Origin of the sequence: Aeromicrobium sp. 50.2.37 (assembly GCF_024655735.1) — a bacterium.
In the GTDB taxonomy this organism is placed as follows: domain Bacteria; phylum Actinomycetota; class Actinomycetes; order Propionibacteriales; family Nocardioidaceae; genus Aeromicrobium.
Window position 1 is genome coordinate 85,768 of the sequence record NZ_JANLGG010000006.1, and the last position, 13,695, is coordinate 99,462.

At 68.5% G+C, this 13,695-nt stretch carries 13 protein-coding genes; 9 read left to right on the plus strand and 4 right to left on the minus strand.

Annotation, left to right across the window (positions count from 1 at the left end; all coding sequences use genetic code 11):
- Positions 1 to 27 precede the first annotated feature (27 nt).
- The 3 genes from NUV38_RS04950 to NUV38_RS04960 are packed head-to-tail and all read left to right on the plus strand — an operon-like array spanning position 28 to position 2,828.
- Positions 28 to 1,365, plus strand: a complete 1,338-nt coding sequence (locus tag NUV38_RS04950) for an MFS transporter (RefSeq protein ID WP_257728049.1) — start codon at positions 28 to 30, stop codon at positions 1,363 to 1,365.
- A gap of 4 nt (positions 1,366 to 1,369) precedes the next feature.
- On the plus strand, positions 1,370 to 2,071 hold the full coding sequence (locus NUV38_RS04955; RefSeq protein ID WP_257728050.1) for a GntR family transcriptional regulator: 702 nt from the start codon (positions 1,370 to 1,372) through the stop codon (positions 2,069 to 2,071).
- The gene (locus NUV38_RS04960) at positions 2,058 to 2,828 is read left to right on the plus strand and encodes an IclR family transcriptional regulator (protein WP_257728051.1); all 771 of its coding nucleotides are present in this window, start codon (positions 2,058 to 2,060) and stop codon (positions 2,826 to 2,828) included. Before NUV38_RS04955 ends, NUV38_RS04960 begins: the two co-directional genes overlap by 14 nt.
- 7 nt (positions 2,829 to 2,835) lie before the next feature.
- On the opposite strand, the gene dmpG is transcribed toward NUV38_RS04960, so the two are convergent.
- The 3 genes from dmpG to NUV38_RS04975 are packed head-to-tail and all read right to left on the minus strand — an operon-like array spanning position 2,836 to position 5,575.
- The gene (dmpG, locus tag NUV38_RS04965; RefSeq protein ID WP_257728052.1) at positions 2,836 to 3,846 is read right to left on the minus strand and encodes a 4-hydroxy-2-oxovalerate aldolase; all 1,011 of its coding nucleotides are present in this window, start codon (positions 3,844 to 3,846) and stop codon (positions 2,836 to 2,838) included.
- Positions 3,843 to 4,781, minus strand: a complete 939-nt coding sequence (locus NUV38_RS04970; protein ID WP_257728053.1) for an acetaldehyde dehydrogenase (acetylating) — start codon at positions 4,779 to 4,781, stop codon at positions 3,843 to 3,845. Before NUV38_RS04970 ends, dmpG begins: the two co-directional genes overlap by 4 nt.
- On the minus strand, positions 4,778 to 5,575 hold the full coding sequence (locus tag NUV38_RS04975; RefSeq protein ID WP_257728054.1) for a 2-keto-4-pentenoate hydratase: 798 nt from the start codon (positions 5,573 to 5,575) through the stop codon (positions 4,778 to 4,780). Before NUV38_RS04975 ends, NUV38_RS04970 begins: the two co-directional genes overlap by 4 nt.
- Before the next feature lie 298 nt (positions 5,576 to 5,873).
- Here NUV38_RS04975 and NUV38_RS04980 point away from each other — a divergent pair, with 298 nt between their 5' ends.
- The 6 genes from NUV38_RS04980 to NUV38_RS05005 all read left to right on the plus strand — a co-directional run bounded on the left by NUV38_RS04980 (position 5,874) and on the right by NUV38_RS05005 (position 12,669).
- Positions 5,874 to 6,863 (plus strand): toll/interleukin-1 receptor domain-containing protein, encoded by a 990-nt coding sequence (locus NUV38_RS04980; protein WP_257728055.1) that lies wholly within the window; start codon positions 5,874 to 5,876, stop codon positions 6,861 to 6,863.
- A gap of 438 nt (positions 6,864 to 7,301) precedes the next feature.
- Entirely contained in the window at positions 7,302 to 8,924 is a 1,623-nt protein-coding gene (locus NUV38_RS04985; protein WP_257728056.1) for an FMN-binding glutamate synthase family protein, read from the plus strand.
- Between the two features lie 16 nt (positions 8,925 to 8,940).
- Positions 8,941 to 10,674 carry a thiamine pyrophosphate-dependent enzyme gene (locus NUV38_RS04990; protein ID WP_257728057.1) on the plus strand — a complete coding sequence of 578 codons (1,734 nt, stop codon included), beginning with the start codon at positions 8,941 to 8,943 and terminating at the stop codon, positions 10,672 to 10,674.
- Positions 10,675 to 10,783: 109 nt separating this feature from the next.
- Positions 10,784 to 10,933, plus strand: a complete 150-nt coding sequence (locus NUV38_RS04995; protein WP_257728058.1) for a hypothetical protein — start codon at positions 10,784 to 10,786, stop codon at positions 10,931 to 10,933.
- Between the two features lie 89 nt (positions 10,934 to 11,022).
- A complete protein-coding gene (locus tag NUV38_RS05000; RefSeq protein WP_257728059.1) occupies positions 11,023 to 11,640 on the plus strand; it encodes a DUF47 domain-containing protein in 618 nt (205 codons plus the stop codon).
- A 3-nt stretch (positions 11,641 to 11,643) separates the two neighbouring features.
- Positions 11,644 to 12,669, plus strand: coding sequence for an inorganic phosphate transporter (locus tag NUV38_RS05005; RefSeq protein ID WP_257728060.1), 1,026 nt, complete (start codon positions 11,644 to 11,646; stop codon positions 12,667 to 12,669).
- 246 nt (positions 12,670 to 12,915) lie between these two features.
- Here the strand turns inward: NUV38_RS05005 and pstB are convergent, their stop codons facing one another.
- Complete coding sequence (gene pstB / locus NUV38_RS05010) at positions 12,916 to 13,695, minus strand: phosphate ABC transporter ATP-binding protein PstB (protein WP_257728061.1); 780 nt, start codon at positions 13,693 to 13,695, stop codon at positions 12,916 to 12,918.

Consider the following 13,695-nt stretch of genomic DNA (forward strand, 5'->3'; position numbering starts at 1 on the left):
CCCGGCACTCACCGAAAGAGCATCGCCATGACCGACATCAACGTCGAGCACAAGAAGACATCCCCTACCAAGGTCGCCGTCGCAAGCTTCATCGGCACGACCGTGGAGTACTACGACTTCTTCATCTACGGCACTGCGGCCGCACTGGTCTTCCCGGCGCTGTTCTTCCCTGACTCGAGCCCACTCGTCGGCACCCTCCTCTCGTTCGCCACCTTCGGCGTCGGCTTCCTGGCACGACCCGTGGGCGGCGTCGTGTTCGGACACTTCGGAGACCGGGTCGGCCGCAAGAAGATGCTCGTCATCTCCCTCGTCATGATGGGGACCGCGACCGTCCTCATGGGCCTGATGCCCACCTACGCCTCGATCGGCATCGCAGCTCCCATCCTCCTCACGCTTCTGCGTCTCCTGCAGGGGTTCGCCGTGGGTGGGGAGTGGGGAGGTGCCACGCTCATGGCGGTCGAGCACGCACCCGACGGACGCCGAGGCTTCTTCGGCGCCTTCCCGCAGATGGGCGCCCCCGCGGGTGTCGGCCTCGCGACGATCGCCTTCTTCTTCGCCTCGAAGCTCTCGCCAGATGCGTTCGAGTCGTGGGGATGGCGTCTGCCGTTCCTGGCGTCGGCGCTGTTGGTCATCGTCGGGCTCGTGATCCGCACCAGCATCGACGAGAGCCCCGAGTTCGAAGCGGCCCGCGAGCGCCAGGACCAGCCCATCAAGCTGCCCGTTGCCGAGGCGTTCCGCCGTCACCCGCGCGAGATCTTCCTCGTCGCCGGCACCTACCTCTCCCAGGGCGTCTTCGCCTACATCACCATGTCGTACCTGGTCGGCTACGGCAGCAACGGCTTGGGCATGGAACGATCCGACGTCCTCATGGGAGTGTTCGTCGCCGCAGTGGTGGCCACGATCCTGTATCCGGTCTTCGGCGGACTGTCCGACAGTTGGGGACGCAAGACGACCTACTTCATCGGCGCGGTCGCGATGCTCGTGGTGATCGCTCCGGCCTTCGCGCTCATCAACACCGGGGACCCGGTGAAGTTCGGCATCGCGCTGGTACTGGTCTTCGGGATCGCCATGGCCCCCGCCGGCGGAGTCACCGGCTCCCTCTTCTCCATGGTCTTCAGCCCGGAGGTCCGCTACAGCGGTGCCTCGGTGGGCTACACCATCTCCCAGGTCGCCGGGTCGGCGTTCGCGCCGACCATCGCCACGGCGCTGTTCGCGATCAACAACTCGACCAACCTCGTCGTCGCGTACCTGTTGGCGGTTGCCGCCATCTCGGTCGTGTCCGTGGCTCTCCTGCCCGGCCGCATCGGACGGGCCGACGCCCCGACCGTGGCCGCCGCGCCGAAGTCGGTCGCCACGTCACAATGAGCACATGACCACGAGCACCAACGGAACCGTCCGGGCAGGCGGCGGTCGGCTGTCGGTCGCCGTCCTCGACGTGCTCAAGGAGCGACTCCTCGACGGCGACTACCCGAGTGGGTCTCGCATCTCCATCGAGGAGGTGAAGACCGAGTTCGGCGTGAGCAAGCAGCCAGTGATGGAGGCCATGCGTCGGCTCGAGGCGATCGGGATCGTCCAGATCGTGCCCCAGAGCGGTTGCCGCGTCGCCGAGTACTCCGCACGAGAGGTCCGCGACTTCTTCAAGCTCTTCGGACGCTTCGAGGGCGAGATCGCCGCGGCGGCAGCAGCCCGCCGCACGGATCAGCAGCTGAGCGACCTCGACGCGGCCTGGGACGCCATCGCCGAGCTGCACGACGAGAGCGACGCCGAGCAACGGTCCCGCGACTACCGCTTCCGCAATCGCGAGTTCCATCTCGCGATCCACAGCATGGCCCACTCGCGCATCATGGCCGAGCTCAGTGAACGCATGTGGGACATGAGCGACTTCTTCATCAGCACCGTCGGCGGGAAGCGAGCCATCGGCGACGCGGTGGACCACCGCAACCACGACCACGATGTCATCCGTGGTGCCATCCGCACCGGCAACGCGGAGGTCGCGCGCGTCGCGATGCAGTCACACATCGAGGAGACCGTCGCCATCTTCGGTGCGGACGACGGCCATGGCGGGGCCTGAGGCGGACAGCCGCCACACGGTCCTCGGCAAGGCCATGGCGGTGCTGCTCAGCTTCACGGTCGAGCGGACCACGCTGAGCTTCACCGACCTGCAGCAGAGCACCAACCTGCCGAAGGCCACGCTGCACCGACACCTGGTGGACCTCCAGGCTGCCGGTCTGCTCGACCGTGTCTCGGACCGCTACCGACTGTCCATGCTCGTCTTCGAGCTCGGCATGCGCGCATCGGTCGAGCGCAACCTCATCGAGGTCTCCACCCCGTTCCTCGAAGACCTCTACGAACGGACGCACGAGACCGTCCACCTGGGAGTCCGAGACGGCCACGAGGTCGTGTACGTCTCGAAGATGGGTGGACACAAGCAAGCCGCCGCTCCGTCACGACTCGGCGGACGCATGCCGCTCCACGCAACAGCGATCGGGAAGGCGCTGCTCGCCCACGCCCCCGACGAGCTCCGCGCCGAGGTGCTTTCCGCCCCGCTCCCGCGACTGGCGTCCCGCACGATCACCTCGCCGACCGTGCTGAACGACCAGCTCGAAGAGTGCCACCGCACAGGCACGACGTTCGAGTTCGAGGAGTCAGCCGTCGGCATCGTGTGCGTGGGTGCACCAGTCCTGGACGGTGACGACAGGGTCATCGCCGCCATCAGTGTCACCGGTCCGGTCACCCGGTTCCGTCCGGCTCAGCACGGCGCGGCGGTGAAGTCAGCCGCGCACGGCATCGGTGCGACGTTCGGCCGTCGCGCGACACGCCACGTCTGAGCAGATCTCAGCTCGCGGCTCTCGCCAGGTCGAGGGCGATGTCGACGATCATGTCCTCCTGCCCGCCGACGAGCTTGCGGGCTCCGACCTCGGTGAGGATGTCGCGGACGTCGACGTCGTAGCGGCGTGAGGCGTTCTCTGCGTGCCGCAGGAAGCTGGAGTAGACGCCCGCGTACCCGAGGGTGAGCGTCTCGCGGTCGACCTGGACGGCGCGGTCCATCAGTGGTCGGACGATGTCGTCGGCCGCGTCCTGGAGCGCAGCGAGGTCGCAAGCGTGCTCCCAGCCCTCCAGGTTCGCCACGGCCACGAACGGCTCGATCGGGCAGTTGCCGGCGCCGGCCCCCAAGCCTGCGAGAGAGGCGTCGACGCGTGTGACGCCGTTCTCGACGGCCACGACGCTGTTGGCGACCGAGAGGCTCAGGTTCTCGTGGGCGTGGATGCCGATCTCGGTGTCGTCGTCGAGCACGTCGCGGTAGGCCTGGACCCTCTCGGCGACGCCCTTCATGGTCAGGTGCCCGCCGGAGTCGGTGACGTAGACGCAGTGCGCGCCGTAGGACTCCATCAAGGCGGCCTGCTCGGCGAGCTTCGCGGCGTCGGCCATGTGACTCATCATTAGGAACCCAGAGACGTCCATGCCGAGCCCACGGGCGAAGTCGATGTGCTGGGCGGCGACGTCGGCCTCCGTGCAGTGGGTGGCGATGCGGACCGAGCGGACACCGATGTCGTAGGCGCGCCTCAGCTCGTGGATGGTCCCGATGCCGGGCAGGAGCAGCGTCGTCAGACGCGCGTGCTGAAGCTCTTCGGCCGCAGCCTCGAGCCAATCCCAGTCGGTGTGGCTGCCGGGGCCGTAGTTCAGTGAACCGCCGGCGAGTCCGTCGCCGTGCGCCACCTCGAGAGCGTCGACGCCGGCGGCGTCGAGCGCGCGGACCACGCGACGGACTTCGCTCGGGTCGATGCGGTGCCGGATGGCGTGCATGCCGTCTCGCAGTGTCACGTCCTGGATGAAGACCTTGGTCATCGCGATGCCTCTCGCTGGGCCGCCTTCTTCTCCCCGACTCGCAGGGCGGCGGACGTCATGATGTCGAGGTTGCCGGCGTAGGCCGGGAGGTAGTGCGCGGCGCCCTCGACCTCGAGGAACACGGTCACCTGAGTGGTGACCGGCGCAGCACCTTCGGGCAGGAGGGTGTGCACGGGTTCGTCGCCCTCGAGCTTGCGGAACTGCACCTCCTGCTTGAGGCGGTAGCCGGGCACGTACTGGGCGACCTGGTCGACCATGGCGCGGATGGAGTCGCGGACGGCGTTCTCGTCGGCGTCGCCGATGAGAGCGAGGACGGTGTCGCGCATGATGAGCGGCGGCTCGGCGGGGTTCAGGATGATGATCGCCTTGCCACGGCCGGCGCCACCGACGGCCTCGATGGCTGCTGAGGTGGTCTCGGTGAACTCGTCGATGTTCGCGCGGGTGCCGGGGCCGGCGGACCGCGAGGCGATGGAGGCGACGATCTCGGCGTACGCGACGGGCGCGACCTGGGAGATGGCAGCGACGACTGGGATCGTGGCCTGGCCGCCGCAGGTCACCATGTTGACGTTGTCGGCGTCGAGGTGCTCCTCGAGGTTCACCGGCGGCACGACGTAGGGTCCGATGGCTGCCGGGGTCAGATCGATGAGCTGTTTGCCGAACGGAGCGAGCTTGGCCGCGTTCGCCTCATGGGCCTTGGCAGAGGTCGCGTCGAAGACGATGTCGATGTCGTCGAAGCCGTCCATCGCGATCAGGCCGTCGACGCCGTCGTGCGTGGTGCGCACGCCCTTCTTCGCTGCACGAGCGAGTCCGTCAGAGTCGGGATCGATGCCGACCATGACGTCCATCTCGAGCGAGTCGGAGAGCCGAAGGATCTTCAGCATGAGGTCGGTGCCGATGTTGCCCGACCCGATCACTGCAACCTTGGTCCTGCTCATGCGGGTGCCTCCTGCTGGAAGTGGATGGTGACCGATCCCAGACCCGTGATGTCGGCGTGCACGGTGGTCCCGGGACTCGCCGGGACCATGGGCCCGAGCGCGCCCGACAGGATGACCTGCCCCTTACGGAGCGGCTCGCCGAAGTCCTGAGCGGTGCGCGCGAGCCACAGCAACGCCTCGAGCGGATCTCCCAGGCATGCGGCGCCGTTGCCGGTCGAGGCGACCTCGCCGTCGACGGTGAGGGTCATCTCGACGTCCCGTGGTTCGACGTCGGTCAGTGCCTTCGCCTCCGTGCCGAGGACGTAGGCGGCGCTCGAGCCGTTGTCGGCGACGGTGTCGACGATGGTGATGTCCCAGTCGGCGACACGGCTGTCGACGATCTCCAGCGCGGGGATGGCGTGGGTGACCGCGGATCGGACCGTGTCCAGGTCGAGAGGCCCGTCGAGGTCAGCACCGAGCAGGAAGGCGACCTCCGCCTCGACCTTGGGCGCGACGAGATCGTCGATCGCGACCTTCGCGTCGTTGGTGAACGCCATGTCCTCGAACAGGACGCCGAAGTCGGGCTGGTCGACACCGAGCTGCTTCTGCACGGCGGGCGACGTCAGCCCGATCTTTCGGCCCACGACGGTCGCTCCCGCCTCGACGCGCCTGCGGGTCAGCTCGGCCTGGACCGCGTACGCGCCGGCCACGTCGGTCGAGCCGAGCATGTCGCGCACTGGCGGAGTCGCGGTGGCCTCGACCCGCGCTTGGTTCAGGAGATCTGCTGCGAGGCGTTGTTCTGCGGTCAGGCTCACGGTTTTCCCTTCGGTCGGCATCGCCAGTCTCGGCGTTGCTCTTTCCTGGCGAAACCGGTTGGTTCCGTTGATCGGAACTAGACTGCGTCGGGCTTGGTAGAAGGGTCATCACTGGTGCGCGGCTGACAAAGGAGTACGGGGCGCACCATGACGGTCCGTCCGGCGAACTGGTCGTGTGGCTGGTCGCAGGGAGAGGCGCCGGTAGGGGGTGCCGACCCGCGTCACCGGCGTCGGCGAGATGAGCCGACGCCGACTTGTGACCGACGCTGGCCGCTGAGACAGTCCTCGTACGCTAGGCGTGAGCCAGGAGGACCCTGTGACCGAAACCACGAGCCGCGCCACGGCTGACGCCTTGGCGCCCGAGGCGTTCCTCTCCTACTCCTGGGACGACGAGGACCACATCGCCTGGGTCACCTCGCTCGCCGAGCAGCTTCGTGGCCAGGGCATCGACGTCGTCCTCGATAGGTTCGACACCTCCCTCGGCTCCGACATGGCGTTGTTCATGGAGAAGTCCGGAGACGAGAACAGCCGCGTGCTAGCCGTCGTCAGCGACCAGTACCGGATCAAGTCCGATGACCCCGCCGGTGGTGTCGGGTATGAGCGCCGCATCATCGCTGCCAGTGTCATGGCCGACCTGAACAGTGACCGGATCGTTCCCGTACTCAGGAACAACACCGAGCGCAAGCTCCCGAGGTACATGGGCGCCGCGAAGTACATCGACTTCACCGACAATTCGAAGTTCGAGGAGCGGTTCATGGAGTTGGTCCACGAGCTCCACGGCCGCCCAGTGCTACCGAAGCCGCCCCTGGGCCCAAGCCCGTTCGCAAGCGGTGCCACAGAGGCGCAGGCGCGGGCGGCTGTCCGGCATCGTGCCGAGCGATACATCAGTCGCGAGCTGACCGGCCGCGCCGAGTACGACCACTCCAACAACAACGGCCGGTTCACGATCGGCGCGGATGATCACGAGTTCACGGTGGCCGTATCAGAGGCGGGACCCACGGTTGTTTACGTGTACAACGACGCCCCGAACGTTTCGACGGTTGCTCTCGCGCCTGGCGTCACGGAGTTCTCGGAAGTGGGGGATGGGACGGACTACGACAGTTCGTCACGCGTTCGGACCGTCCGCGTCGGCGATGCCGCAGTGCTGCAGAACATGAACGGGTACTGGGCCGCCCTGCTGGTTGACGAGGTTCAGACTCGCGAGTCCAGCGAGTCAGGAGCGCCGCTGTTGCGCTTCCGCTACATCATCCTGCCGTCGAAGTCGGCCGACTTCAGCCGCGTCGAGTAGGCCCCGCGCAACATCCGGCTTCAGTCCGCCCCCGGGCGGGCGCCGCGGGCTATGTCGCGTCTCGGGATGATGTGTTCGCCGAGAAGCCGGTCGTTGCACGTCCTCTTCGACCTCATGCCCTAACGAACAGGTCACACAGCGGACGTTGCTCGCGCCAGCTGGTGGCGTTCCCGATCTGCGCTCGTTGCGTTCTCGCTCTTGAAGGTCTCACGCGTTCCGATCATGAGAGCACAGCATCCTCGCCAGGCGCTGGGGCTGCAGACTACAGCGTCGTGTTTCCGCAGCACTGAACTAAAGTCCCCATGTCCCAGAGGCCCGCGGCGGGGCGGGCCCCGCGCGTCGATCCATCCTCGCAGACGTCCACGGTCGACGGACTGCGTCGTGAGGGACCCGGTGACATGCTTGCAGCATGCAACGACTTTCGGTGGTCCGGTCCTGATGAGGTGGCGTGAGGCGGGAGTCGCGCGCTTCCTGCTCCTGGCGGTCCTCGGCGTCCTCGTCCTGCTCACGCTGGTCGCCGCGGTCCTCGGGTCCGCGGCCTGGTGGGTGCTGCTCGGCGTGCTGGTGGCGCTCGTGGCCCTCGGCGTCTGGGACCTGGTGCAGCCGCGTCACTCGATCCTGCGCAACTACCCCGTCCTGGGGCACATGCGCTTCCTGCTCGAGTCGATCCGGCCGGAGATCCAGCAGTACTTCATCGAGCGCAACGTCGACGGCCGGCCGTTCGACCGCGACACGCGCTCCGTCATCTACGAGCGCGCCAAGGGCGTGCACGGGGAGAAGGCGTTCGGCACCGAGCTCGACGTCAACGAGGTCGGCTACGAGTACCTCGTCCACTCCACGGCCCCCGTCGAGCCGCCTGCGGACCCGCCGACCGTCACGATCGGCGGCCCCGACTGTCGCCAGCCGTACGAGATGTCCCTGCTCAACGTCTCCGCGATGAGCTTCGGCGCGCTGTCGGCCAACGCGCTGCGGGCCCTCAACTGGGGTGCGAAGCAGGGCGGCTTCGCCCACGACACCGGCGAGGGCGGCATCAGCCCCTACCACCTCGAGCACGGGGGAGACCTCGTCTGGGAGATCGGCAGCGGGTACTTCGGCGCCCGCACGAAGGACGGCCGGCTCGACCAGGCGCAGTTCGCCGAGAAGGCCGCACTGCCCTCGGTGAAGTGCCTGTCGGTCAAGCTCAGCCAGGGCGCCAAGCCCGGCATCGGCGGGGTGCTGCCCGGTGAGAAGGTCAGCCAGGAGATCGCGGACACGCGAGGTGTGCCGGTGGGGGAGAAGTGCATCAGCCCCGCCGCCCACCGCGAGTTCTCCACACCGCGTGAGCTCGTCCACTTCCTGGCCCGCATGCGCGAGCTCGGCGACGGCAAGCCGGTCGGCTTCAAGCTCTGCGTGTCCAGCCGCGTCGAGGTGCTGTCGCTGTGCAAGGCGATGCTCGCCGAGTCGATCACGCCGGACTTCATCATCGTCGACGGCGGAGAGGGCGGCACGGGGGCGGCGCCGCTCGAGTTCGAGAACCGCATGGGGTCCTCGCTCACCGAGGGGCTCCTGACGGTCCACAACGCCCTCGTCGGCACCGGTCTGCGCGACCGCATCAGGATCGGCGCGTCAGGCAAGGTCGCCACCGGCGCCGACATCGTGCGCCGCATGATCCAGGGCGCCGACTACACCAACGCCGCCCGCGCGATGATGATGGCCACCGGCTGCATCCAGTCGCAGCGCTGCCACACCAACAAGTGCCCGGTCGGCGTCGCCACCCAGGACCCGCGCCGGGCCCGAGCCCTCGACGTCGACGACAAGTACCAGCGCGTCCGGCGCTACCAGCAGGCCACCGTCGAGGAGGCGCTGCGCATGATCGCCTCGATGGGCGTGGAGGACCACGCGGACCTGCGCCCGGAGATGCTCCGCCGCGTGGTCGCACCGATGGTCGTCCGCTCCTACGCCGAGCTGTGGGACTGGACCGAGCCCGGCGAGCTGCTGGCGGAGCCCTCCGCCGCCTGGGCGGGCGACTGGTCGCTCGCCGACCCCGACCACTTCGGCCTGGCCCGTCGCCCCGCCGCCTGAGCACGAGGAGAACATCATGAGCCGTACCGTCGCCCAGCTGATCACCGACACCATCGCCGACCTCGGCGTGACCGACGTGTGGGGCGTCGTCGGCGACGCCCTCAACCCGATCACCGACGCCGTCCGCACCGACGAGAGGCTGCGCTGGATCGGCGTCCGCCACGAGGAGGCCGGCGCCTTCGCCGCAGGCGCGCAGGCCCAGGTGGGGCCGGCCGGTCTCGGCGTCTGCATGGGCACCGTCGGCCCCGGGTCCATCCACCTGCTCAACGGCCTCTACGACGCCAAGAAGTCCGGCGCCCCGGTGCTCGCGATCTGCGGCCAGGTGCCTACCACCGAGCTCGGCAGCGACTACTTCCAGGAGGTCGACAACGACGCCCTCTTCTCCGACGTCGCCGTCTACTCCCGCACCATCACCTCCGCGGCGCAGGCAGCGCCGATGCTGGAGCAGGCGCTCAACGCCGCACTGCAGCGTCGCGGGGTCGCCGTGCTGACCGTCCCCGGCGACGTCGGCAGCCTCGACCTGCCGAAGGGCACCCGGGTGCCGCACGTCGTCCGGCGTCGTCCGGCACCGGTCGCCGCCTCCGAGGACGTCGCGACCGCCGCGCGTCTGCTCGCGGACGGCCCGGTGACCCTGCTCGTCGGGCAGGGCGCCCGTGGCGCCCGCGACCAGGTGCTCGCGCTCGCCGAACGGCTGCAGGCGCCGATGGTGCTCACGCTCAAGGCCAAGCCCGGCCTCGAGCACGACAACGCCTACCAGGTCGGCCAGTCCGGGCTCATCGGCAACCCGGCCGCCCAGCAGGCGTTCGAGGACTGCCGCACCCTCTTCCTCGTCGGCACCGACTTCCCGTACCGCGACTGGTACCCCGACGGCAAGACGGTCCTGCAGCTCGACCTCGCGGGCGACCGCATCGGCCGTCGCGTGCCCGTCGAGCTCGGCCTGGTCGGCGACGCCGCGCGCACGCTGGACGCGCTGCTGCCGCAGCTCGCGGCCCACGACGACGCAGGCCACCTGACCGCCTGCCGCGACCACTACCTGTCATGGCACGAGCGCCAGCAGCACCTCGCCGACCCCGGCTACGACCACGAGCGGCTCGGGGTCATCCGCAAGGCCTTCGACAACCCCGAGCACGCCATCCGCCCCGAGGCGTTGGCCGCGGCGGTCGACCGGCACGCCGCCCAGGACGCGATCTTCACCAGCGACACCGGCATGGCGACCACGTGGATGGCGCGCTTCATCACGATGTCGGGCACGCGCGAGCTGCTCGGCTCCTTCAACCTCGGCTCGATGGCCAACGCCATGCCCCAGGCGCTCGGCGTGGCCGCGGCCCACCCGGACCGGCAGGTCGTGGGCCTGTGCGGCGACGGCGGGCTGACGATGCTGCTGGGTGACCTGATCACGGCCGTCTCGCACGGCCTGGCGCCGAAGCTCGTGGTGTTCGACAACGGCTCCCTCGGGATGGTCAGGCTGGAGCAGGAGCAAGGTGGTCTGCCCACGTTCGGCACCGAGCTGGCCAACCCCGACCTCGCTGCGGTCGCTCGCGCGATCGGCTGGAGCGCCACCCGGGTGGAGGACCCGCACGAGCTCGACGACGCGGTCGCCCGGTTCCTCGCCGAGCCCGGACCTGCCCTCCTCGACGTCGTCACGAACCCCGACGAGATCTCCGTCCCCGGCCGCATCACGCCGGCTCAGGTGTGGGGATTCGCGATCGCCAAGTCGACCGAGGTCATCGAGTCCGCGCGCTCGCGCTGACGTTCGTCCCGCAGACCACGGAACAGGGGACAGGGTGGGGTGCGTCCGGCTATCCTGAGGCGGCCGCCGCGTGCGGTTCCCCCACCCCCTTGCACCATCGGAGCACCTCATGCTCGAGCCCCTCGACGATCGTCTGCGCGACGACGACGTGCTCGACGAGATCGAGCTCACGAGCCGGTTGATCATCGCCGCGTCGAACCGCGAGACGCCCATGTCGCAGGCCGAGGTCGACGCGTTCCTCGGCCTCGACATCCGCTGAGCGGACCCTCGTGGTCCGGCCGATTGACACCTGGTGAACGTCAGCACCTACAGTTGTCTCGGCCCGAACCGAATCGACAGGAGCTTGGCGTGCGATTTCGCATCCGTCCGGTGGAGACGTCCTTCTACGACCTCTTCGCAGAAGCCGCATCCCACCTCGTGCACGGTGCCGATCTCCTGGCACAAGTCCTCGACCCCGACGTCGACCGTGCCGCCCTCGGCGAGCAGATGCGCGACGCCGAGCACCAGGCCGACGAGACGACCCACAAGATCGTCAAGCGGGTCAACTCCACGTTCGTGACGCCGTTCGACCGCGAGGACATCTACCGCCTCGCCAGCAGCCTCGACGACGTCATGGACTACATGGAGGAGACGGTCGACCTGATCGGCCTCTACGAGATCGGCGAGCTGCCCAGCCAGTTCGCCGCCCAGGTCGAGGTCCTGCAGCGTGCCTGCCAGCTGACCGCCGAGGCCATGCCCCGTCTGCGCACCATGAAGGACCTCGAGGAGTACTGGATCGAGATCAACCGTCTCGAGAACCAGGGCGACCGGTCCTACCGGCGCATCCTCGCTGACCTGTTCAGCGGCAGCTACAAGTCCCTGGAGGTCCTGAAGCTGAAGGACGTCGTCGACTCCCTCGAGCACGCGATCGACGCCCTGGAGTCCGTGGCCAACACGGTGGAGCAGATCGCCGTCAAGGAGTCCTGACCCATGGACCTCGTCCTGACGATGGTGATCGCCGTCGTCGTGATCGCGCTCGTCTTCGACTACACGAACGGGTTCCACGACGCGGCCAACGCGATCGCGACCTCGATCTCGACGCGTGCCCTCACCCCGCGCATCGCCCTGGCGATGGCGGCGGTCCTCAACTTCGTGGGAGCCCTGCTCGGTGTGGGGGTGGCCCAGACCATCCAAGGCATCATCGACATCGACTCACGGGTGTCGTCCGGCATCGACATGGACCGTGCCCACGGTCTGACGATCGTGCTGGCAGCCCTGATCGGCGCCATCACCTGGAACCTCATCACCTGGTACTTCGGCATCCCCTCGTCGTCGTCGCACGCCCTCATCGGCGGCATCGTCGGCGCCGGCGCCGCCTCGGCCACGGCCGTCGACTGGGCGACCCTCGTCGAGAAGGTCGCCATCCCGATGGTGCTCTCGCCGCTGCTGGGCTTCGCCGGTGCCTTCGCCCTGATGACCGCCATCATGTGGATCTTCCGCAAGGCCAATCCGGGGAAGGTCGCCCGCGGCTTCCGTCACGCACAGACCGTCTCGGCGGCCGGCATGTCGCTCGGCCACGGCCTGCAGGACGCGCAGAAGACGATGGGCGTCATCGTGCTCGCGCTCGTGGCCGGTGGCTTCGAGGACGGTTCCGACGTCCCGCTCTGGGTCATCATCGCCGCCGCCTCCGCCATCGCCGCTGGCACCTACTCGGGCGGATGGCGCATCATGCGCACCCTCGGGCGCCGCATCATCGACCTCGACCCGCCCCGTGGCTTCGCGGCCGAGGGCGTGGCCGCCACGGTGCTCTACGTGATGGCGATCGGTCTGCACGCCCCGGTCTCGACGACCCACACGATCACCTCGGCCATCATGGGCTCCGGTGCCACCAAGCGCTTCAGCGCGGTGCGCTGGGGCGTGGCCAAGGGAATCGTCACCGCCTGGATCGTCACCATCCCCGCGGCTGCCGCGGTCGCGGCGGGGTTCTACGGCGTCGCCCAGTTCTTCCTGCCGTAGCCGCGGTGGGGTCACCGCTGGTCGAGTAGTTCTCGCCGCGAGGCACGAGCTGGCGGGGACGTATCGAGACCACCCGGCAGCGGATCAGCGCCGGCACGCACGAACGCCCGCTCCTCGTGGAGCGGGCGTTCGTCGTCGTGCGGGGGTCTGGACCCTTACCGGGTCTCGATACAGCGGGGCGCCTTCGGCGCGAACCACTCGACCAGGCCGACCCGCTCGGGCGCTGAGCGCCCATCGGGGTCAGCCTCAGCCGAACCGGCCCTGGATGTAGGCCTCGGTGGCCGACTCCTCGGGGTTGGAGAAGATCTTCTCCGTGCGGCCGAACTCGACGAGCTTGCCGGGCTTCCCCACCCCCGCCAGGTTGAAGAACGCGGTGTCGTCGGACACGCGCGCCGCCTGCTGCATGTTGTGGGTGACGATGACGATCGTGTACTTCTCCTTGAGCTCGTGGATCAGGTCCTCGATGACGCTCGTGGAGATCGGGTCGAGGGCCGAGCACGGCTCGTCCATGAGCAGCACCTCGGGCTCAACCGAGATCGCGCGGGCGATGCAGAGGCGCTGCTGCTGACCACCCGAGAGGCCGGAGCCCGGGCGGGAGAGACGGTCCTTGACCTCGGCCCACAGACCGGCGCTGCGCAGCGAGCGCTCGACGATCTCGTCGGACTCGGACTTCTTCATCCGCTTGCTGTTGAGCTTCTGGCCCGCCAGCACGTTGTCGTAGATCGACATCGTCGGGAACGGGTTGGGGCGCTGGAAGACCATGCCCACCATGCGGCGCACGTTCACCGGGTCCATCTCGTCGGCGTACAGGTCCTCGCCGTCGATGAGGACCTTGCCCTGCACGTAGGCGCCGGGGATGACCTCGTGCATGCGGTTCAGCGACCGCAGGAAGGTGGACTTGCCGCAGCCCGAGGGGCCGATGAACGCGGTCACGGACCGCGCCGGGATGGCGATGTTGACGCCCTCCACGGCGAGGAAGTCGCCGTAGTAGATGTTCAGGTCGGAGACGTCGATGCTCTTGGCCAT